This window comes from Shimia gijangensis, from assembly GCF_900142085.1.
Lineage (GTDB): Bacteria > Pseudomonadota > Alphaproteobacteria > Rhodobacterales > Rhodobacteraceae > Shimia > Shimia gijangensis.
This window is the reverse complement of sequence record NZ_FQZQ01000001.1, coordinates 239891-259014: the sequence shown is the minus strand read 5'-3', so window position 1 is coordinate 259014 and position 19124 is coordinate 239891. Positions and strand designations below refer to the sequence as shown.

At 55.2% G+C, this 19124-nt stretch carries 20 protein-coding genes; 10 read left to right on the top strand and 10 right to left on the bottom strand.

Features of this window, described 5'->3' with window-relative positions; translation table 11 throughout:
* Nucleotides 1–23: 23 nt before the first annotated feature.
* Entirely contained in the window at nucleotides 24–2816 is a 2793-nt protein-coding gene (locus BUC32_RS01200; RefSeq protein ID WP_073248542.1) for a bifunctional aconitate hydratase 2/2-methylisocitrate dehydratase, read from the top strand.
* Nucleotides 2817–2883: 67 nt separating this feature from the next.
* Here the strand turns inward: BUC32_RS01200 and BUC32_RS01195 are convergent, their stop codons facing one another.
* The gene (locus tag BUC32_RS01195; protein ID WP_073248540.1) at nucleotides 2884–3327 is read right to left on the bottom strand and encodes a c-type cytochrome; all 444 of its coding nucleotides are present in this window, start codon (nucleotides 3325–3327) and stop codon (nucleotides 2884–2886) included.
* A gap of 144 nt (nucleotides 3328–3471) precedes the next feature.
* On the opposite strand from BUC32_RS01195, the gene ispH reads away from it, so the two are divergent.
* The 4 genes from ispH to rnhA are packed head-to-tail and all read left to right on the top strand — an operon-like array spanning nucleotide 3472 to nucleotide 6087.
* On the top strand, nucleotides 3472–4431 hold the full coding sequence (ispH, locus tag BUC32_RS01190; RefSeq protein ID WP_073248538.1) for a 4-hydroxy-3-methylbut-2-enyl diphosphate reductase: 960 nt from the start codon (nucleotides 3472–3474) through the stop codon (nucleotides 4429–4431).
* Complete coding sequence (locus BUC32_RS01185) at nucleotides 4432–5046, top strand: LysE family translocator (protein ID WP_073248536.1); 615 nt, start codon at nucleotides 4432–4434, stop codon at nucleotides 5044–5046.
* A complete protein-coding gene (locus BUC32_RS01180) occupies nucleotides 5043–5642 on the top strand; it encodes a class I SAM-dependent methyltransferase (protein WP_073248534.1) in 600 nt (199 codons plus the stop codon). The genes BUC32_RS01185 and BUC32_RS01180 overlap by 4 nt, the downstream gene beginning before the upstream one ends.
* Nucleotides 5635–6087, top strand: a complete 453-nt coding sequence (gene rnhA / locus BUC32_RS01175) for a ribonuclease HI (RefSeq protein WP_073248532.1) — start codon at nucleotides 5635–5637, stop codon at nucleotides 6085–6087. The genes BUC32_RS01180 and rnhA overlap by 8 nt, the downstream gene beginning before the upstream one ends.
* Before the next feature lie 16 nt (nucleotides 6088–6103).
* Here the strand turns inward: rnhA and BUC32_RS01170 are convergent, their stop codons facing one another.
* From BUC32_RS01170 to def (BUC32_RS01150), 5 genes are read right to left on the bottom strand one after another with little or no spacing between them, the layout of a single operon-like run.
* On the bottom strand, nucleotides 6104–6340 hold the full coding sequence (locus BUC32_RS01170) for a hypothetical protein (protein WP_073248530.1): 237 nt from the start codon (nucleotides 6338–6340) through the stop codon (nucleotides 6104–6106).
* Between the two features lie 10 nt (nucleotides 6341–6350).
* Nucleotides 6351–7256, bottom strand: coding sequence for a methionyl-tRNA formyltransferase (fmt, locus tag BUC32_RS01165; protein ID WP_073248528.1), 906 nt, complete (start codon nucleotides 7254–7256; stop codon nucleotides 6351–6353).
* The gene (def, locus tag BUC32_RS01160; protein WP_073248526.1) at nucleotides 7253–7747 is read right to left on the bottom strand and encodes a peptide deformylase; all 495 of its coding nucleotides are present in this window, start codon (nucleotides 7745–7747) and stop codon (nucleotides 7253–7255) included. The genes fmt and def (BUC32_RS01160) overlap by 4 nt, the downstream gene beginning before the upstream one ends.
* A complete protein-coding gene (def, locus tag BUC32_RS01155; RefSeq protein ID WP_073248524.1) occupies nucleotides 7744–8241 on the bottom strand; it encodes a peptide deformylase in 498 nt (165 codons plus the stop codon). The genes def (BUC32_RS01160) and def (BUC32_RS01155) overlap by 4 nt, the downstream gene beginning before the upstream one ends.
* Nucleotides 8238–8750 (bottom strand): peptide deformylase, encoded by a 513-nt coding sequence (gene def / locus BUC32_RS01150; protein ID WP_073248715.1) that lies wholly within the window; start codon nucleotides 8748–8750, stop codon nucleotides 8238–8240. Before def (BUC32_RS01150) ends, def (BUC32_RS01155) begins: the two co-directional genes overlap by 4 nt.
* A 100-nt stretch (nucleotides 8751–8850) precedes the next feature.
* On the opposite strand from def (BUC32_RS01150), the gene BUC32_RS01145 reads away from it, so the two are divergent.
* On the top strand, nucleotides 8851–10023 hold the full coding sequence (locus tag BUC32_RS01145) for a MalY/PatB family protein (RefSeq protein WP_073248522.1): 1173 nt from the start codon (nucleotides 8851–8853) through the stop codon (nucleotides 10021–10023).
* Between the two features lie 11 nt (nucleotides 10024–10034).
* Here the strand turns inward: BUC32_RS01145 and BUC32_RS01140 are convergent, their stop codons facing one another.
* Complete coding sequence (locus tag BUC32_RS01140; protein WP_073248520.1) at nucleotides 10035–10388, bottom strand: hypothetical protein; 354 nt, start codon at nucleotides 10386–10388, stop codon at nucleotides 10035–10037.
* 178 nt (nucleotides 10389–10566) lie between these two features.
* Between BUC32_RS01140 and BUC32_RS01135 the strand changes: the two genes are divergently transcribed.
* Nucleotides 10567–11556: a glutathione S-transferase family protein gene (locus BUC32_RS01135; protein ID WP_073248518.1), complete on the top strand. Its 990-nt coding sequence runs from the start codon at nucleotides 10567–10569 to the stop codon at nucleotides 11554–11556.
* Here the strand turns inward: BUC32_RS01135 and BUC32_RS01130 are convergent.
* Nucleotides 11514–11900, bottom strand: a complete 387-nt coding sequence (locus BUC32_RS01130) for a response regulator transcription factor (RefSeq protein ID WP_073248516.1) — start codon at nucleotides 11898–11900, stop codon at nucleotides 11514–11516. The genes BUC32_RS01135 and BUC32_RS01130 overlap by 43 nt on opposite strands.
* A gap of 174 nt (nucleotides 11901–12074) precedes the next feature.
* On the opposite strand from BUC32_RS01130, the gene BUC32_RS01125 reads away from it, so the two are divergent.
* The 3 genes from BUC32_RS01125 to BUC32_RS01115 are packed head-to-tail and all read left to right on the top strand — an operon-like array spanning nucleotide 12075 to nucleotide 15160.
* A complete protein-coding gene (locus BUC32_RS01125) occupies nucleotides 12075–13025 on the top strand; it encodes a threonine-phosphate decarboxylase (RefSeq protein WP_073248514.1) in 951 nt (316 codons plus the stop codon).
* Entirely contained in the window at nucleotides 13022–13933 is a 912-nt protein-coding gene (gene cbiB, locus BUC32_RS01120) for an adenosylcobinamide-phosphate synthase CbiB (RefSeq protein WP_073248713.1), read from the top strand. Before BUC32_RS01125 ends, cbiB begins: the two co-directional genes overlap by 4 nt.
* A gap of 57 nt (nucleotides 13934–13990) precedes the next feature.
* The gene (locus BUC32_RS01115) at nucleotides 13991–15160 is read left to right on the top strand and encodes a lytic murein transglycosylase (RefSeq protein WP_073248512.1); all 1170 of its coding nucleotides are present in this window, start codon (nucleotides 13991–13993) and stop codon (nucleotides 15158–15160) included.
* Here the strand turns inward: BUC32_RS01115 and BUC32_RS01110 are convergent.
* Together BUC32_RS01110 and smc are read right to left on the bottom strand one after the other, a co-directional pair.
* The gene (locus BUC32_RS01110) at nucleotides 15157–15507 is read right to left on the bottom strand and encodes a hypothetical protein (RefSeq protein ID WP_073248510.1); all 351 of its coding nucleotides are present in this window, start codon (nucleotides 15505–15507) and stop codon (nucleotides 15157–15159) included. The genes BUC32_RS01115 and BUC32_RS01110 overlap by 4 nt on opposite strands.
* Nucleotides 15508–15646: 139 nt before the next feature.
* A complete protein-coding gene (smc, locus tag BUC32_RS01105) occupies nucleotides 15647–19102 on the bottom strand; it encodes a chromosome segregation protein SMC (RefSeq protein WP_073248509.1) in 3456 nt (1151 codons plus the stop codon).
* Between the last annotated feature and the right edge of the window lie 22 nt (nucleotides 19103–19124).

Sequence of the window (19124 nt, the reverse complement as noted above, 5' to 3'; positions counted from 1 at the left end):
AACACAAAATCGTTGGAATCGTCATGAGCCTGTACACCGACTACCTAAATGAGATTACCGCTCGTAAAGAGCAAGACCTGAACCCCAAGCCCATTGATGATGGCGACCTCGTAAATGAACTCATCGCACAGATCAAAGATGCTGGAAATGAGCACCGTGAAGACTCGCTTAAGTTCTTCATTTACAACACACTGCCGGGCACAACGAGCGCCGCTGGTGAAAAGGCCAAGTTTCTGAAAGAGATCATTCTCGGCACCTCGATTGTTGAAGAGATCACTCCGACTTATGCCTATGAACTACTGTCACATATGAAAGGCGGACCTTCGGTCGACGTCCTTCTCGATCTGGCATTGGGGGATGACGCACCGACTGCTCTGCAGGCGGCCGACGTTTTGAAAACACAGGTCTTCTTGTATGAGGCTGATACAGACCGTCTCGCTGCCGCATATTCTGCAGGCAATGCTGTCGCCCAGGACATTTTGGAAAGCTATGCTCAGGCCGAGTTCTTTACAAAGCTTCCCGACATTGACGAAGAAATTAAAGTCGTGACCTATATTGCTGGTGAAGGCGACATTTCGACCGATTTGTTGTCTCCTGGCAATCAGGCCCACTCGCGCTCTGACCGCGAACTGCACGGTAAGTGCATGATGTCTGAAAAGGCTCAAGCCGAAATCCAAGCTCTTAAGATTCAGCACCCAGACAAGCGTGTGATGCTAATCGCCGAAAAGGGTACGATGGGTGTGGGCTCGTCGCGGATGTCAGGCGTCAACAATGTCGCGTTGTGGACAGGTCAACAAGCCAGCCCTTATGTCCCTTTCGTTAACATTGCTCCGGTCGTGGCCGGAACAAACGGAATTTCGCCTATCTTCCTGACAACCGTTAGTGTGACCGGCGGGATCGGTGTCGACCTGAAGAACTGGGTCAAAAAGGTGGATGAAGACGGCAACGCCATTCTGAACAATGACGGCAACCCGATCCTCGAGCAAAAATATGCAGTCGACACAGGAACCGTGTTGACCATCGATACTAAGAACAAGGCTCTGCTGGACGAAGACGGCAAGGAACAGCTTGCCGACGTTTCTTCGGCCTTCACGGCCCAAAAGATCGAATTCATGAAGGCAGGTGGATCTTATGCGATCGTCTTCGGCAAAAAGCTGCAGGCATTTGCCGCCGAAACACTTGGCATAGAAGCCCCGCTGGTCTTTGCCCCCTCGAAAGAGATTTCGCACGAAGGTCAGGGTCTGACCGCTGTTGAAAAAATCTTTAACAAGAATGCGCGTGGTGTGTCTTCGAATGAGGACCTGCACGCAGGGTCAGACGTTCGCGTCAAAGTGAATATTGTCGGCTCGCAAGACACCACCGGTCTGATGACCTCGCAGGAACTCGAAGCGATGGCCGCCACGGTTATCTCACCTTCGGTTGATGGTGCGTATCAGTCGGGCTGTCACACGGCCTCGGTTTGGGACTCGAAGGCCCAAGCCAATATTCCAAAGCTGATGAGCTTTATGAACAAATTTGGCCTGATTACAGCGCGCGATCCGAAAGGTGAATATCACGCCATGACCGACGTGATCCACAAAGTGTTGAACGACATCACAGTGGATGACTGGGCGATCATCATCGGTGGCGACAGCCACACACGTATGTCCAAAGGCGTCGCCTTTGGTGCCGACTCAGGCACGGTTGCGCTGGCGCTTGCAACGGGTGAGGCCACCATGCCAATCCCTGAATCCGTCAAGGTGACCTTCAAGGGCACCATGAAAGACCACATGGATTTCCGCGACGTGGTTCATGCAACGCAAGCTCAGATGTTGAAACAGTTTGGCGACAACGTCTTCCAAGGCCGGATCATCGAAGTGCACATTGGCACGCTTCTGGCGGACCAGGCGTTCACCTTCACCGACTGGACTGCCGAGATGAAGGCTAAAGCCTCTATCTGTATTTCGGAAAATGATACATTGGTTGGCTCGCTGGAAATTGCCAAGAGCCGCATTCAAATCATGATCGACAAAGGCATGGAAAACGCGGCAGGCACCTTGCAGAATCTGATCGATATCGCAGACAAGCGTATCACTGAGATCAAATCGGGTGAAAAACCTGCCCTGACGCCAGACGACAACGCCAAATACTTTGCCGAAGTAGTTGTTGATCTGGACGAGATCGACGAGCCAATGATCGCCGATCCCGACGTGAACAATGCGGATGTTTCCAAACGCTATACCCACGACACAATCCGACCCATGTCTTACTATGGTGGTGATAAACACGTCGATCTGGGGTTTGTTGGATCATGCATGGTGCACAAAGGTGACATGAAGATCGTCGCCCAGATGCTCAAGAACATTGAAAAGGCACAAGGCAAAGTCGAATTCAATGCGCCTCTGGTGGTCGCTGCACCAACCTACAACATCATCGATGAGTTGAAGGAAGAAGGCGACTGGGACATCCTTCAAAAGTATTCGGGCTTTGAGTTCGATGACCTGATGCCGAAAAGCACGGCGCGCACGGAATATGAGAACATCATGTACCTTGAACGCCCCGGCTGTAACTTGTGCATGGGCAACCAGGAAAAGGCTGCAAAGGGCGACACAGTTCTGGCCACGTCAACACGTCTTTTCCAGGGCCGGGTTGTTGAAGATACAGCGGATAAGAAAGGTGAATCGCTCTTGGCGTCGACACCGGTTGTTGTCTTGTCTGCGATCCTTGGCAGAACCCCAAGCATGGAAGAGTACAAGGCTGCCGTGGAAGGCATTAACCTGACCAAGTTTGCACCGCCAGTTGAAAAGCCTGCCGGAGCCCGGTCGGTTCACTTCTAAAGACTCTGCAGGAAGCAAATAAACCGGGGCCTTGTGCCCCGGTTTTCATTTGCAAGACTACGATGCCTTAACCGTTACGCTGGTTGTGCATCTCAATGATCTTTTTCGACCATGTGCTTTTGATGTAAGCCAAAACGTCGACGATGTCCTGATCGCTCAGAACGTCTTCGAAACCGGGCATATTGCTTTTGTATCCTTGGCCCACGATTTTGGCCGTGCCATATTTGGTGATCTGAAAAAGCTGCATATCGGGGTGATGCCAGGTGTGCCCGGACTCGTCATGCGGCGGGGCTTGTGCCATACCTTCTTCGTCCGGTTCGCGCCAGTTTTTCGCGCCTTCCAGCTGCGCCCCGTGACAGCTGGCGCACTGCTGCTCATAAATCTCTTGGCCGTTTTTGATGCTGGCCCGGCTTTCATAGGGAAGAAACCCCTTGCCCCCGGACTGTACAATCACTGGGGTCAAAATCCCCACCCCCAGAGCCGCTACTATTATCAGACCTATCTTTTTCATTGCACCTTACCGATTGGAGTTTTCCAAATGCCTAGGGGGTTCCAGTCACTGGAAAGCAAGTCACAAAATCCTGAACAGCCCTGATGGCTTGCCCTGCCCGTGACAAAGCCTTACCTCTTGGCCAACGTTTGTACCGAGGCTCTCATGACCAATCCTCCGCTCACCATTTACCTTGCCGCACCGCGTGGATTCTGCGCAGGCGTCGACCGCGCTATTAAGATCGTTGAAATGGCGCTCGCGAAATGGGGGGCACCTGTTTATGTGCGCCACGAGATTGTGCATAACAAATTTGTCGTAGACGGACTGCGGGCCAAAGGGGCCATTTTCGTCGAAGAGCTGTCAGATTGCCCCAATGATCGGCCCGTAATTTTCTCGGCCCATGGTGTCGCAAAATCCGTACCAGCCGAGGCGGAACGCCGCGAGATGATCTATGTCGACGCCACCTGCCCGTTGGTCTCCAAAGTTCATATTGAGGCCGAGCGCCACTCGGCTGCTGGTTTGCAGATCATCATGATCGGCCACGCTGGCCATCCCGAAACCATTGGCACGATGGGTCAGTTGCCCGACGGTGAAGTGCTTTTGGTCGAAACCGAGGCTGACGTAGGCACCATACAAGTGCGCGACCCCGCAAGACTGGCTTTTGTCACTCAGACCACCCTGTCAGTGGATGACACGATTGGCATTGTCGCTGCATTGAACGCGCGCTTTCCGGCCATCGTTGGCCCCCACAAAGAAGACATCTGTTACGCGACCACCAACCGACAAGAAGCCGTCAAAGAGGTCGCGCCACGTGTGGACGCTTTGTTGGTCGTCGGCGCCCCAAATTCATCTAACTCGCGCCGATTGGTCGAGGTGGGTGCCAACAATGGCTGCGACTATTCGCAACTGGTTCAAAGATCAGAAGACATTGACTGGCGTGCGCTTGAAGGTATCCGCGGGCTGGCCATCACGGCCGGCGCTTCGGCCCCTGAGGTGTTGGTCAATGAAGTGATTGACGCCTTTCGCGCGCGGTACGATGTAACGGTGGAAACTGTGGAAACCGCGATTGAACGTGTGAATTTCAAAGTACCACGCGTGTTGCGTGACATTCAGCTGGAGGCTTGAATGCTGTCATTGCAATTCTTTGCCACTGCATTGGTCGTGGTTCTCGCCCCCGGATCAGGTGTGATTTTTACGCTGGCCATGGGATTGGGTCAGGGTCGCCGTGCCGCACTATGGGCTGCGTGGGGCTGCACCATAGGAATCGTACCCAGCCTTTTGGCGGCGACTTTGGGGCTGGCTGCAGTTCTCCACACATCGGCAGTGTTGTTCAACATCGTCAAATTTGCCGGAGTTGCTTATCTTCTATACCTTGCGTGGCAAGCGATCCGCGCAGGCGGCACACTATCTGTCAGCGCAGAGCATAAGGCACAACCGGGGCTGCTCATTGCCCGTAGAGCCGCGCTGATCAACACCCTCAATCCGAAGCTTTCCGTGTTCTTTCTAGCGTTGCTGCCACCATTCCTTTCCGGCAATCCGGCGTCTGCCACAGTGGAAATGACCCTACTTGGAGGTGTATTTATGGCCATGACATTCGCTGTGTTCGCCATTTACGGCCTGTTCGCAGCGCGCGCCCGGGACATGCTTTTGGGCAGTGCACGGGCGATGCGGTGGCTCAATCGGGGTTTTGCAACAATCTTTGTTGCTTTGGCTGGTCGACTGGCACTGGAGCGGGCATGAGCGACGCGCAAACAATGAATGTCTACGACACCTCTGCAGAAACCTACCTGCAAAAAATTGCCCGTAGCCCAGATCCTGACGAACAGTCTGATTTTGAAGCTTTTGTTGCGGCTCTGACAAATGAGTCTAGGGTATTAGACCTTGGCTGTGGCCCGGGCCATTGGGCCGCAAAAATGAAACAGGCCGGTCTTTCAGTAGATGCCTGTGACGCTTCGGCGGAAATGGCCGCGCTGGCCAAGGGGCAGTTTGGTGTGGACGTCCGGGTTGAACCGTTTAATCAGCTAACCCTAAACGGTCCATATGACGGTATCTGGGCCAACTTCAGCTTGCTTCACGCCCCCCGCGCCGAGTTTCCGATCTATTTGTCTCAGCTCCACGAGGCAACCAAGCCCAACGGCATTCTGCACCTTGGAATGAAGTTAGGAGCCGGAGAAGTGCGTGACAGTCTGGGGCGGCTTTACAGCTACTACAGTGAGATCGAATTGACAGATGTTGTTGAAACCTCCGGCTATACTGTCACCCACACCCGTCGCGGCGAGGGCGCGGGCCTGTCCGGCCAGTCGGCCCCCTATTTGATTGTGACCGCACATGCCTGAATTGTTTGCCTATACCGACGGAGCCTGCTCTGGAAACCCCGGCCCCGGCGGGTGGGGCGTTCTGTTGCGCGCCATGGACGGTGATACCGTTCTGAAAGAGCGCGAGCTATGCGGCGGCGAAGCCCTGACCACCAACAACCAGATGGAGTTGATGGCTGCCATTATGGCTTTGGAAACACTAGATAAAACCAGCGTCATCACGGTTATCACAGACAGCGCTTATGTCAAAAATGGCGTCACCAGCTGGATCTTTGGATGGAAAAGGAATGGTTGGAAAACGTCAAACAAGAAACCCGTGAAAAACGTCGAGTTTTGGCAACGGCTGGACGAGGCGCAGGCACGGCACTCCGTGACGTGGGAATGGGTCAAAGGGCACGCAGGGCATCCTGAAAACGAAAAGGCCGACGAGCTTGCCCGCGCTGGCATGGCACCGTTCAAAGACTAACCTGAAAGTGCGTTTTTTATTTCCAAAAATGCGTTGGCACGATGATCAATGCCCCGATTGACGACAGGATCGCATTCAACCCCGGGCTTCCAAAACTGATGTTGAACATCCGACTGATCATGAAGAACAAAAATGCGCCCCCGACACAAATGATGATCGACGGAACATAGCCGTTGCGGGTGAACTGCGTGCGCTCTGACGCATAGCCTATGATGCCCGCAATCACGACCGTTCCAAAAAAGGTAAAGAACATCGGCTCTCCCTTAAAGCTGCGTTCCCTTGGCAACAGGGAACCCGCGCTGAAATACATCCGCATCCTGCGCGCCTTTGCCCGCCCGTTGCAAGCGCTGCAATTGAACCGCGCCTTCGCCGCAAGCGACGGTCAATGCATCGTCCAAAACTTCTCCGGGCGTCCCTGTACCATCCACGAGCCGTGAAGCCAGCAACTTGACGCGCTGGCCATCAATCTCGCACCAAGCACCCGGAAAGGTCGAAAGACCGCGTATTTTGCGGTCCACCTCAAGGGCCGTTACAGACCAGGTCACGTGGGCTTCGTGTTTGTCGATCTTATGGGCATACGTCACGCCATCGTCAGGCTGCGGGGCGGCGGTCAGCGTATCAATCGCGGCCAAAGCCTTAACAATAGCATCAGCACCCATCTGAGAAAGCCGGTCATGCAGCTGGTCAGTGGTTTCTTCGGTCCCAATCGTCGTTTCATGCCGCAACAAAACCGGACCTGTGTCCAGCCCGGCCTCCATCTGCATGATGCATACGCCGGTTTCTTTGTCGCCGGCCATAATCGCGCGATGAATCGGGGCAGCCCCACGCCATCGCGGCAATAGGCTTGCGTGAATATTGAGGCACCCCCGTTTCGGGGCATCTAACACGACTTGGGGCAGAATCAGGCCATAGGCCACTACCACAGCCACTTCTGCATTCAGCGCAGCGAAATCTTCCTGCGCCGCATTGGTTTTCAACGACACCGGATGGTGCACATCCAGCCCCAATTCTACAGCACGGGCATGAACAGGCGTTGGTCGATCCTTTTTGCCACGACCGGCTGGGCGCGGTGGTTGGCAATAGACCGCAGCAATCTCGTGCCCGGCATCCACCAGAGCATTAAGAACCGGTACCGAAAACGCCGGAGTGCCCATAAATACAAGTCTCACCGAAGCTTCCCCGCCTTTTTAATCAGCATTTCCCGCTTGGTCCGGCTGAGATGGTGAAAGAACATCTTGCCGTTAATGTGATCGATCTGATGCTGAACACTTGTGGCCCAAAGTCCAACAAAATCCTTCACAACGATTTCGCCCTGATCATCCATATACTGGACCGTCACTGCACGTGGGCGCGAAATTTTGGCCGACACACCGGGCAGATTGGGACTGGCTTCTTCGTGGTCACGCAACTGCACTGAGACGTGCAGAATTTCCGGGTTGGCCATGCGTACAGGCTGACCACGTTCGTCGCTGGCATCCACCACAACCAATCGCTGCAGCACACCAATCTGATTGGCGCCCATGCCGACACCGGGCATCGCTTCCATCGTGTCAATCAGGTCATCCCAGACCTGGCGCACCTGTTCCGTAATCTCTGGCACCGGTTCTGCCGGTGTGCGCAGCCGCTTGTCGGGCCAAGGGATGCATGTGCGGACAGTCATCCTTGGACCTTGTAGTCTTGTTCCAACCGGGTTCGCATTTCATTATTGACACGGTCAAAAATCACCACCCCATCCAGATGGTCCAATTCGTGCTGCGCGCAGACGGCCGCAAACCCGGTAAGGCGTTCCTCAACCCAGACAGAATCAACATCCTGCCACCAAAGGGTAATCTCTGCGTGTCGCGTCACATCCGCAGAGATGCCGGGAATGGACAAACAGGCCTCTTCGCCTGTCACCAGCTCCTCCGAGCGGTCTGTTATCTGCGGGTTGATACAAACGTAAGGAGACTCAGCCGAATCTTTCCACGTGGGATCCATCACGAACAACCGGGCCAGCACACCGACCTGAGGGGCCGCCAAACCGCGCCCTTTGGCGTCATACATTGTTCGCAACATCTTTTCAGCCAGTTGCGAAATGGCCGAGGGGCGATCTACACGCTCGCAGACTGTGGCAAGTCTTGTGTCGGGCCAGTGCAGGATCGGGAGAGTGCTCATCCGCGCGCCCTTTCGCGTTTCATTTTGGCCGAGCGACGCGTCATCATCTGGCGCTTCATTGGTCCAAGGTAATCAATGAACAGTTTCCCTTGCAGGTGATCAATCTCGTGTTGGACACATGTTGCCCAAAGCCCGCCGAAATCGCGTTCCTGAGGATTGCCATCCATGTCAATCCAACCCACGCGCACATCTGCCGGGCGTGTTACCTCGGCAAATTGCTCGGGGATCGACAAACAACCCTCTTCATAGGTGTTAAGTTCATCAGACGACCCCAAGACCTCCGGATTGAACATAACCATAGGCTCTGGCGTGCCATCCTTGATGCAATCCATCACAATCAGGCGGCTAAGAACACCAACCTGAGGTGCCGCCAAACCGATGCCCGGCGCGTCATACATCGACTCGAGCATATCCTCTGCCAACGTGCGCAATTCGTCCGACAAATCGGGCACGGGTTCGCAAATTTTCTTCAAACGCGGGTCGGGATGGATGAGGATCGTCTTTTTCATGGCATTCATCTAGGACAAGCGCTGGCGCGTTGCAACGCCCCTTGCACCTCTTGGATTTTTCGCTAGCGTCTCTTCGGTCTGCAAATAGGGAATTTACGACATGAGCTTTGACGACATCATCAATCGGTTCGGCACACATTCGGTCAAATGGGACATGATGGAAAAGCTTTATGGCGTGCCCAAGGACGACGGGATTGCCATGTGGGTAGCTGATATGGATTTCCGTCCCCCGGCCTGCATTACCGATGCGATCAAAGGCATGACGGACCACGGTATCTATGGCTATTACGGGGATGAAGGTGATTATCGCGCTGCGATTTGCTGGTGGATGGAAAATCGCCACGGCTGGCGTGTTGATCCAAGTCATATTTTCACAACCCACGGGTTGGTTAACGGCACCGCCATGTGCGTCGACGCCTATACACAACCCGGCGACGGCGTCATTTTGTTCACTCCAGTTTACCATGCGTTTGCGCGTGTGATTAGCGCAGCAAACCGCCAAGCGGTCGAATGTCAGCTGGTCAACAACGACGGTCGCTATGAAATGGATTTTGACGCCTATGACGCGATGATGACCGGCAACGAGAAGATGGTGATCCTTTGTTCACCGCATAATCCCGGTGGTCGCGTCTGGAGCCGTGAAGAATTGCAAGGCGTGGCCGATTTCGCCAAACGGCACGATCTGATCCTTGTGTCGGATGAAATTCACCATGACCTGGTTTTCCCAGGCAACACCCACATTCCGATGACGCTGGTTGATGACAGTATCATGGACCGATTGGTGATGATGACCGCCACGACCAAGACATTTAACATCGCGGGCTCTCATTCCGGCAATGTCATCATCCCTGACGATGATTTGCGCGCAAGATTTGCGGGCCGCATGGCCGCTTTGGGTCTTTCACCCAATTCGTTTGGCCTGTTCATGGCCGAGGCGGCCTATTCCCCCGAAGGGGCCGCGTGGGTCGACGATTTGGTGTCCTATCTGGATGGGAACCGCAAACTTCTGGACAGCGCCCTGAATGCCATTCCGGGTGTCAGCTCCATGAACCTTGAGGCAACATATCTGTCGTGGGTGGATTTCTCAGGCACAGGCATGTCGCCCTCCGAGTTTACCGAACGCGTGCAGAAGTCAGCGCGGGTTGCACCTAACGATGGGCACACATTTGGCACGGGTGGAGAAACCTTTTTGCGGTTCAATATCGCGACCCCACGCGCCCTCGTTCAACAAGCTTGCGATCGCCTGACCGACGCGTTTTCAGACCTTCAATAGGAGTTCTGCTCTTATCCTTCGTCCGTGATCAGCGCGACGGGCGCGTTTTCTCCGCGATAGAAATCGACTGGGGCATTTTGTGCGGCGGGTGTTGAACGTTTGAATTCATAATGCATCAAATCACCCTCTTCTTCCGAAGCCACGATCAGGCATTGTGACAGGTGGAAACCACCATCGTATAAATCGACCAATCCACGCAGATGCGGAGCGTCTTCCACATCAAGACTAAAGCCATCTTCACGGAATTTCAGAACTCTGAACGACCGCCCATCCGCTTCAACGCGAATGCGGCTGCTTTTCTTCAGGCTTTTCTTCTGGGCCGCTTCCAGCCCTTCCTGCACTTCTTTTGGCAAATACGTTGTCATGACCGCGTCTCCATCCCTGTGATTAAGATTTGAGGTTAGGCCGATTCTGGTCAAGCAACGTTTCTATTGCTTGTCCGCTTGTGTGCGTAATCGCGCAACTCCTTTGCGGTCTGTTGCGTTTTCATCGCACATTGAGCCTCTTAGCTTGTCATCAACAAACACAACAACGGAGAAGACCATGGGGCTTTTGGTGGATGGGAAATGGACGGATCAATGGTTCGACACAAAATCAACAAATGGAAAATTTGTGCGCTCTGCCTCGCAGTTTCGAAATTGGATCATACCAGACGGTAGCGTATGGAGTGACAATTCCAAAGGATTTCCGGCGAAATCAGATCGATACCACTTATATGTTTCTTATGCCTGCCCCTGGGCACACCGAACCCTTATTTTTCGTGAACTCAAAGGGTTGACCGAGCACATCTCAGTCTCTGCCGTGCATCCTGATATGATGACAGATGGCTGGACATTCCATACGGATTCGTATGGTGCTTCAGGTGACACGCTTTATGGTCACGAATTTGCGCATCAGATTTACACCAAGGCAGACCAAAATTACTCGGGTCGTGTTACAGTTCCGATCCTTTGGGACAAACAACAGGAAACTATCGTCAGCAATGAAAGCGCCGAGATCATCCGGATGTTCAACAGCGCCTTTGATGGGCTCACCGGGAACACAACAGATTACTGGCCTGCTCCGATGCGCGACGACATCGAAGACGTCAATCAACGCATCTATGACACTCTGAACAACGGCGTTTACAAGTCCGGTTTTGCCACCACGCAAGGCGCTTATGATGCCGCAGTCTACCCATTATTTGACACCCTCGGCTGGCTTGAAGAGCGCTTGTCAACAAATCGATATTTGATGGGGGACACCCTCACCGAGGCAGACTGGCGGCTATTCACGACGCTGATCCGATTTGATCCGGTCTATCACCTGCACTTTAAATGCAACCGGAAACGGCTGACCGACTATCCGAATCTCTGGGCCTATACGCGTGAGTTGTATCAAATGCCTGGTGTAGCCGGGACGGTAAACATGCATCATATCGTACGCCATTATCACTACAGCCACGAAACCGTGAACCCCTATCGCATTGTTCCGATCAATCCGGTGATTGACTATGGTGAACCACATGGACGAGGCGACCGTGTCACTCCATAATGTTCTACCATCGCCGCCAGATCTTCTGGCGGTGTACCTGACTGAACAAAGGCACAGGCGTTTGAGCTGACGTTAAATATGGAACCGTCTGAAAAGAAAGACGTATTGGTGACGAATATGACCCTTGCATCGGGATGTCGATAGCTGGCGAAATCCGCGATTGCCAGCGCGGCCCCATCCTCAAGAACAAGGTCAAGCACGAGAACATCAAATTCGCGCATTCTCAGAGCATGGATCGCGGCCGATTGGTCCAAAGCCAATTCAACCTCAGCGCCCATACGCTGCAAATGCCGCTGCCAGAGCCCCCCAAGATCCGGGTTGCTCTCTACGATCAGTACCTGCATGACAACCCCTCGCCAGCCTACTCTATAACAATTTAACTCGATATGTTTGGTGTTCTGCCTAATTTCCTAACAAAAGGTTAATGTTTACTTAACGTGTGCGTAACCTCGATTGGACGGCTTGCCAAATTCGCAGATTTCCGCTTGAACTAGCGCGTTCTGGTCTCGGAGTAATACATGTCGTCCTCTTCCACCTCAAAAGCACGCGATCACGGAGGAGGGCTTGATGCCGCCATTGCCCGCTGGGGCGGCGCGCGTCGGGACTGGGTCGACCTTTCGACGGGTATCAACCCCGTGTCCTACCCGCTGGCCGATTTTCCGCACTATAGCTGGACGTCTCTTCCTGATCGCAACGCTCAGACCGATCTCCTGAGCAGCGCGCGGCATTTTTGGAATGTCCCCGACGATGCGGCCATTCTGGCGGCCCCCGGTGCATCGGCATTGATTGCACGTATTCCTGCTCTCACCGATGCAGGCCGCGTTGATATCCCGACCCCGACCTACAACGAACATGCAGCCGCCTTTGTCGCCCAAGGCTGGGCTCTCTCGGATCAATCGCCAGAGGCCCGCGTTCTTGTTCATCCCAACAACCCCACTGGCAAACTCTGGAATGAAGCTGATCTAACAGCCCCACTCACAGTGGTTGATGAAAGCTTTTGCGATGTCACACCGGATGCAAGCCTTGTGCACACAGCCTCTGAATCAGGCCGCATCATATTGAAGAGCTTTGGCAAGTTCTGGGGATTGGCTGGGATTCGCCTTGGCTTTGCCATTGCGCACCCCGACACCATTTCTCGGTTATCGGATTTGTCCGGCCCTTGGGCTGTCTCGGGCCCTGCCTTGCATCTGGGTGCAAAGGCCCTGCAAGATCGAACATGGGCCGATGCCACACGCCAGCGCCTTACCGAAGACGCCGCACGTCTTGACGCTTTGATTGCGGAAAAAGGTGGTAAGCTGGCTGGCGGCACCTCGCTCTTTCGCCTGTACAGCGTAGATAACGCCACTTCGTGGCAAAACCAGCTGGCCCAACACCATGTGTGGTCGCGGATATTCCCTTACTCAAAAACGTTTCTTCGACTTGGCCTGCCCGCACCAGATCAATGGGCTCACCTGGAGCAAGCCCTGTGAGCACCCCGACTATCCTTTGTCTGGCACTGTTGCTGGACGCTCTGTTGGGAGAGCCACGCTGGCTATGGTCCCGCCTCCCGCATCCAGCAATCGTGATGGGCAAACTCATCGGATGGGGAGACCGCCGCCTGAACTTTGCGCCCAGCCAAAAAGTCAAAGGCACAGCATTCATAGCCGCCCTGGTCATTGCCATGGCCTGTCTGGGCTACGCGATTTCCTGTTTTGGATGGCTGCCGCAAGTGATACTCGCCGCGATCCTCTTGGCCCAACGCTCTTTGGTGGAACACGTGGCCGCCGTCAGCAACGGGCTGCGCCAGTCACTTGGCGAAGGTCGTCGCGCCGTTGCAATGATCGTCAGCCGGGATACCGGCGATATGGATACCAGTGCCGTGGCGCGCTCTGCCATAGAATCTGGCGCCGAAAACCTATCTGACGGCGTGATAGCGCCCGCCTTTTGGTTTCTCGTCGGAGGATTACCGGGGCTGTTGGCATATAAGGTCGTCAATACCGCAGACAGCATGATCGGCTACCGCACCCCAAAGCATGAACAATTTGGCTGGGCTGCCGCAAGACTGGATGACCTGTTAAACTGGGTGCCCGCGCGCCTTACAGCGCTTTTGATTGCCGCTACACATGAGGGGCTAAGAGCTTGGCTCTCGATCCGCTCTGACGCGATCAAACACCGTTCTCCCAATGCAGGCTGGCCAGAAGCCGCCATGGCGCGCGCCATTGATGCGGCCATCGCCGGGCCTCGCACTTATGACGGCGCGCTGCGTGAATTTCCGTTTGTGAATAAGGGCGGGCGCAAAACTCTGGATCCTGACGATATTGATGCCACCTGTCATGCTCTTTGGCGTACATGGGCTGCTTTTCTTGGCCTCACATTTGTGTTGATCCCATTCAGTTAGCTTGCCCCACGCGACGGACCTGTTACCTTTGACCAAATTTTTATTACGAGGTTTCCCATGCGCTTGCCATTTTTCATTGCCGCCATCGCCCTGAGCGCCACTGCAACATTCGCCAAAGTGCCCTGTGGAGGAACCTTTTCCGGTTTTGTGAATGATCTGAAAAAGGAAGCGATTGCAGACGGCCATAAGAAATCGACCGTCGACAAATTCTTTGCAGGTGTCAGACAGGATTCAAAGACTATCAAAGCCGACAGATCGCAGGGCGTCTTTCAGATGCCTTTCATCGACTTTTCCCGCCGCCTGATCAGCCAGAACCGCATAGACGTCGGCCGCTCAAAAGCCAAGAAATACGCATCCACCTTTGACAAGATTGAACAAAACTATGGTGTTTCGCGCGGCGTCTTACTGGCATTCTGGGCGTTTGAAACCGATTACGGCGCCTTTCAGGGGGATTTCAACACTCTCAACTCATTGGTCACTCTTGCACATGATTGTCGGCGCCCCGAACTGTTCCGCCCACAAGTGTTTGCGGCTTTGAAGCTTTATGAAAATGGCGACTTCAACCCAAGCAAGACCACCGGCGCCTGGGCCGGTGAAATTGGCATGGTCCAGATGCTGCCGCACGACATTCTTGAAAATGGCGTCGATGGCGATGGCGATGGCAAGGTGCGCCTCAAAACCTCACCGCAGGACGCGCTGATGTCTGGTGGCAATATGCTCAAGCAACTGGGGTGGCGTGCGAACCAACCCTGGATGCAGGAAGTGACTGTTCCCAAAAACCTCGATTGGTCCAAATCCGGGCTGGACCACAGTATGAAAGCCTCTGAGTGGGCCCGTCTTGGCGTAAAGCCACGTCAGGGTCAGCTGGCCAATCTCGAAGCCTCATTGCTGCTGCCACAGGGCCGCAAAGGGCCGGCCTTTCTCGCCTATCCGAACTTCCGGGTGTATTTTGAGTGGAACAAAAGCTTTGTCTATGTGACCACCGCGGCCTATTTTGCCACCCGCCTTGAAGGCGCCAAGCCCTACAATGCTGGCAAACCTGATCCTGCTTTCAATGGCGCGCAGATGAAACAGCTCCAGAAAAAGCTGAAGAAGCACGGGCACGACGTCGGTAAAGTGGATGGAATTTTGGGCAAAAAGACCCGTGCAGCGGTGCAAAAAGAGCAACAACGCCTTGGCTTGCCTGCCGACGCTTGGCCTACCGCAGCCTTGTTGAAAAAGCTCTAAGGCTTCACTGGAAAGCGCTCGCCTTTGTCGGTCAGCACAACCAGCTTTCCTGCGTTTTCAACGATCCGGTCGCAACGGGTTACTCCAGTGACAAAGGTCACGCACACCGCGCTCTCGTCTTGCGTTTCCCAACGCCCTTCCCAAGTGCCACCCCCGCCGTAGGTATAACTGTAGGAGCCATCTGCTTTATATACGGATCGCCCGTTGTCATAAAACACCAGCGTTTGCCCAGAGAGACGCGCCTTTAACGCATCACCTCCAAACACTTTGTCACCCGCACGCATCTTCCAGTCAGCGCCCCATACCGGGCCTGACACCATGAGCGTCAAAATCAGAAATTTCCACATGCCTGCCCCTCCTTTGCCCACTGTAAGAGGGTTTTATGCACTTGAACGTCACGTTACCGCGAGGTTGGTTTTCCAAATGGATCAAATATCCTGGGGGGCTCGCCCAAGGTGTTGGGGACAGAGTCCCCGACAGGCCCTATCAGGCCACCATGGTCTCGGCAGCCTTCAGATCGACAGACACCAACTGAGACACTCCCTGTTCAGCCATCGTGACCCCAAACAAGCGATCCATTCGGGCCATGGTCACAGCGTGGTGCGTGATGATCAGGAACCGCGTGTTGGTCTGGCGGCACATTTCGTCCAACAGATCACAAAAGCGCGTGACGTTCGCATCGTCCAACGGCGCGTCGACCTCGTCCAACACACAGATCGGGGCAGGGTTGGCCAGGAATACCGCAAAGATCAGCGCCATCGCGGTCAGAGTTTGTTCACCACCCGACAAAAGGCTTAGCGTGGACAGCTTTTTTCCGGGCGGCTGGCACATAATCTCAAGCCCGGCCTCAAGGGGATCGTCACTTTCGACCAACACCAGATTGGCCTCGCCGCCACCAAACAAATGTTTGAATAACATCGAAAAGTTTGAGTTTACCTGCTCAAAGGCCGTCAAAAGCCGTTCCCGACCTTCGCGGTTCAGGCTTGCAATTCCATTTCGTAAAGTACGGATGGCTTCTTCCAGATCAGATTTCTCTGCAACCAGCGTGTCGTGCTCTTCTTGCACTTCCTTGGCATCTTCTTCAGCCCGCAGGTTCACGGCACCCAGGCTGTCGCGCTGACGTTTGAGCCGGTTCACGTCACCTTCAATCGCGTGGCTGTCTGGCATTTGATCGGGCACCACGTCCAGCCGCTCCAACAGGGCCGCAGGTGAAACCTGTTGTTCTTCGTAAATCCGTTCCGCTGCATAAGACACGGTCTCGCGCGCCGCATCTGCACGCGCTTCAGATCGCGCGCGCGCCTCACGTGCTTCGCTGGCAGCACGTTCCGCATCGCGCTCGGCGGTTTCTGCTTCGCGCAGCGCGGTTTCAGCTTCGGCCAAGCCGTCGCCTGCCTGACGACGACGCGCTTCGGCCTCTTCGATGGCTTCGGTCAGCTCTTCGCGTTTCGCCGCAATTTCTTCTGGCGCGCTACCCGCTTCTTTTAGCTCGGCCTCAGAGGTCGTCTTGCGTTCCGCCAATTCGCCAATGCGCTTCTCAGCTGAGTCCAGACGATGACGCCAACCACTAATCTCTTTGGTGACCTCTTGCGAACGGCGCAAACGCGCTTCACCTTCGCGGCGCAATTCATCATGCCCCGAACGCTTTGTCATCATGGTGATACGCGCCGCCTCAACAGACATCTTAATGTCTTCCATCCCGGCTCTGGCTGCATCCAGATCGCCCAGGCTTTCAAGGCCGCGTTCCGCTTCGGTGACCTGGGCCCTTGCTGTCATCGCCTCTTCTTCATGGCGCGCAACGGCCAGACCCAGAGATTCCAACCGCCCCTCAGCCAGATTGCGGTCGGCCTCGACACGGCTTAGGGCACGATTGGCATCCGCCACAGCACGGTCTGCATCGCGCCGCGCCAAACGGGCAGCTTTGTCTGTCTCGGACAGCTCCCGCAGCCGCGCTTGCAAAGTCTCATGTGCCTGCACCGCACCGTCTGCGCGGGCAGTTGCCTGCGCCATCTGTTGTTTCAGTTCTTCCAGACGGTTCAGTTGTTGCAGCCGCAACGCCGCCGCACTTGGGGCATCCTCAGCCCAGGCGCGATACCCATCCCAACGCCACAAATCGCCCTCAAGCGAAACCAAGCGTTGGCCCGGTTTCAGCAAGGGTTGCAGACGCATCGCATCTTCTGTTGCAATCAGGCCAATCTGGCTCATCCGTCGCTGAAGAACCTCTGGCACCGACACATGTGCCACCAGCGACGTTACACCTTCGGGCAAATCCTGTATCTGGTCGTATGGCGGCAAAACGTGCCAACCTGACGGGCCATCTTCGTCTACCTCAGGCGCGCGTAAGTCATCGGCCATTGCCGCGCCCAATGCTTTTTCAAATCCTTGTTGGACCTGCAGGCGATCCAGAATCTGGCCACCTTCGGCGGTGTCACGTTCCAGCAGCTTGGCCAATGCTGTGACTTCAGCTCGCAGGGCGTTCAGCTCGCCTTCTGCCTCGGAACGTTCAGCCCGCGCATCGGCTTCGCGCGACTGCGTTTCAGCCCGATCCAACTCGGCCTTGGCCAGTGTCTCCTCGGCTTGGATGGCCGCAGACTGTGCGCTGGCTTCAAACGTTTTTGCAGTCTCGAAATCTTCTGAGGCCTGTACCAACGCCGATTTGGAAACCTTAACCGCTTCACGCGCTTTTTCCGCTTCGGCTTCGCTCTTTGTTTGGGTTTTTTGACTGTCTTCCAGTAACCGGTGCGCCGACTGGTGCCGCGCTGCGAGTCGCGCGACATCTTCGGTCAGTTGCGACAGATCGCTTTCGCGTTCCTGAAGGATCGAGGCCGCCTCCCGAGCACCATCTGAAGACGCCTCAAGACGCGCGTCGTGGCCCTCTCCGGCCTTGGCCAGCTCCTTGGCTTCCCACTCAAGGCGTTCAATGGTTTCACCAGCATCACGGTTCAACCCGGCCTCGCGCTCCATGTCCTTGCCCAGCTGTTCAATCCGGTTCTGCAAGGTTTCAATGATCTGTAGAGCATGCGCCTCTTGGTCATTCAACGTGTCACGCTGGACTTGAAGACGCTGCAAAACCGCGGCTGCAATGGCTTCCTCTTCGCGCAAAGGCGGCAGGGCGTCGTCTTTGGTGATCCGCGCTTTGGCCGCGGCCCGCGCAGCCCCTTCGCTCTGGGCCGCCGCAGTGGTGCGCGTGCGCAGTTCTTCATCCGCACCCGAACGTGCCTCGTCAGCCTCTTTCCAGCGACGGTACAGCAACAACCCTTCGGCCTGACGCAAGTCTTCGCCAATCGCCCGGTACCGCGCGGCCTGCCGGGCCTGACGGGCAAGCTGTGCCAATTGGCTGGCCAGCTGTTCGATCACATCGTCGACACGGCCAAGATTGGTTTCCGCGCCCTTCAACTTGAGTTCAGCTTCGTGGCGACGCTGATAAAGCCCGGATATTCCGGCGGCTTCTTCCAGAATGCGGCGACGTGCTTTGGGCTTGGCGTTGATCAACTCGGCAATCTGCCCCTGCCGGACCAATGCAGGTGAATGCGCCCCGGTCGAGGCATCTGCAAACAACATCTGAACATCACGCGCCCGCACGTCTTTGGTGTTCACCTTATAGGCACTGCCAACGTCCCGCGTGATCCGGCGCACAATCTCAAGGTTGTCGTCTTCGTTGAACCCAGCAGGCGCCAGCCGCTCGGAGTTGTCGAGCTGCAGGTGAACTTCGGCAAAATTGCGGGCGGGTCGCGTGGCGGCACCTGCAAAAATCACGTCTTCCATGCCTCCGCCGCGCATCGCGGTCGGGCGATTTTCGCCCATCACCCAGCGCAGGGCCTCTAAAAGGTTCGACTTGCCACAGCCATTGGGTCCGACAACACCTGTCAGCCCATCGGCAATGATCAGGTCGGTCGGATCTACAAAGCTCTTAAAGCCGGTCAGTCTGAGTTTCGAAAAACGCAAAGCTGCTTCTTACCTCATGATT

Coding starts and splice junctions, on each gene's coding strand:
- BUC32_RS01200 (WP_073248542.1), top strand. CDS start 24: ATGAGCCTGTACACCGACTACCTAAATGAGATTACCGCTCGTAAAGAG.
- BUC32_RS01195 (WP_073248540.1), bottom strand. CDS start 3,327: ATGAAAAAGATAGGTCTGATAATAGTAGCGGCTCTGGGGGTGGGGATT.
- ispH (WP_073248538.1), top strand. CDS start 3,472: ATGACCAATCCTCCGCTCACCATTTACCTTGCCGCACCGCGTGGATTC.
- BUC32_RS01185 (WP_073248536.1), top strand. CDS start 4,432: ATGCTGTCATTGCAATTCTTTGCCACTGCATTGGTCGTGGTTCTCGCC.
- BUC32_RS01180 (WP_073248534.1), top strand. CDS start 5,043: ATGAGCGACGCGCAAACAATGAATGTCTACGACACCTCTGCAGAAACC.
- rnhA (WP_073248532.1), top strand. CDS start 5,635: ATGCCTGAATTGTTTGCCTATACCGACGGAGCCTGCTCTGGAAACCCC.
- BUC32_RS01170 (WP_073248530.1), bottom strand. CDS start 6,340: ATGTTCTTTACCTTTTTTGGAACGGTCGTGATTGCGGGCATCATAGGC.
- def (WP_073248526.1), bottom strand. CDS start 7,747: ATGACTGTCCGCACATGCATCCCTTGGCCCGACAAGCGGCTGCGCACA.
- def (WP_073248524.1), bottom strand. CDS start 8,241: ATGAGCACTCTCCCGATCCTGCACTGGCCCGACACAAGACTTGCCACA.
- def (WP_073248715.1), bottom strand. CDS start 8,750: ATGAAAAAGACGATCCTCATCCATCCCGACCCGCGTTTGAAGAAAATT.
- BUC32_RS01145 (WP_073248522.1), top strand. CDS start 8,851: ATGAGCTTTGACGACATCATCAATCGGTTCGGCACACATTCGGTCAAA.
- BUC32_RS01140 (WP_073248520.1), bottom strand. CDS start 10,388: ATGACAACGTATTTGCCAAAAGAAGTGCAGGAAGGGCTGGAAGCGGCC.
- BUC32_RS01135 (WP_073248518.1), top strand. CDS start 10,567: ATGGGGCTTTTGGTGGATGGGAAATGGACGGATCAATGGTTCGACACA.
- BUC32_RS01130 (WP_073248516.1), bottom strand. CDS start 11,900: ATGCAGGTACTGATCGTAGAGAGCAACCCGGATCTTGGGGGGCTCTGG.
- BUC32_RS01125 (WP_073248514.1), top strand. CDS start 12,075: ATGTCGTCCTCTTCCACCTCAAAAGCACGCGATCACGGAGGAGGGCTT.
- BUC32_RS01115 (WP_073248512.1), top strand. CDS start 13,991: ATGCGCTTGCCATTTTTCATTGCCGCCATCGCCCTGAGCGCCACTGCA.
- BUC32_RS01110 (WP_073248510.1), bottom strand. CDS start 15,507: ATGTGGAAATTTCTGATTTTGACGCTCATGGTGTCAGGCCCGGTATGG.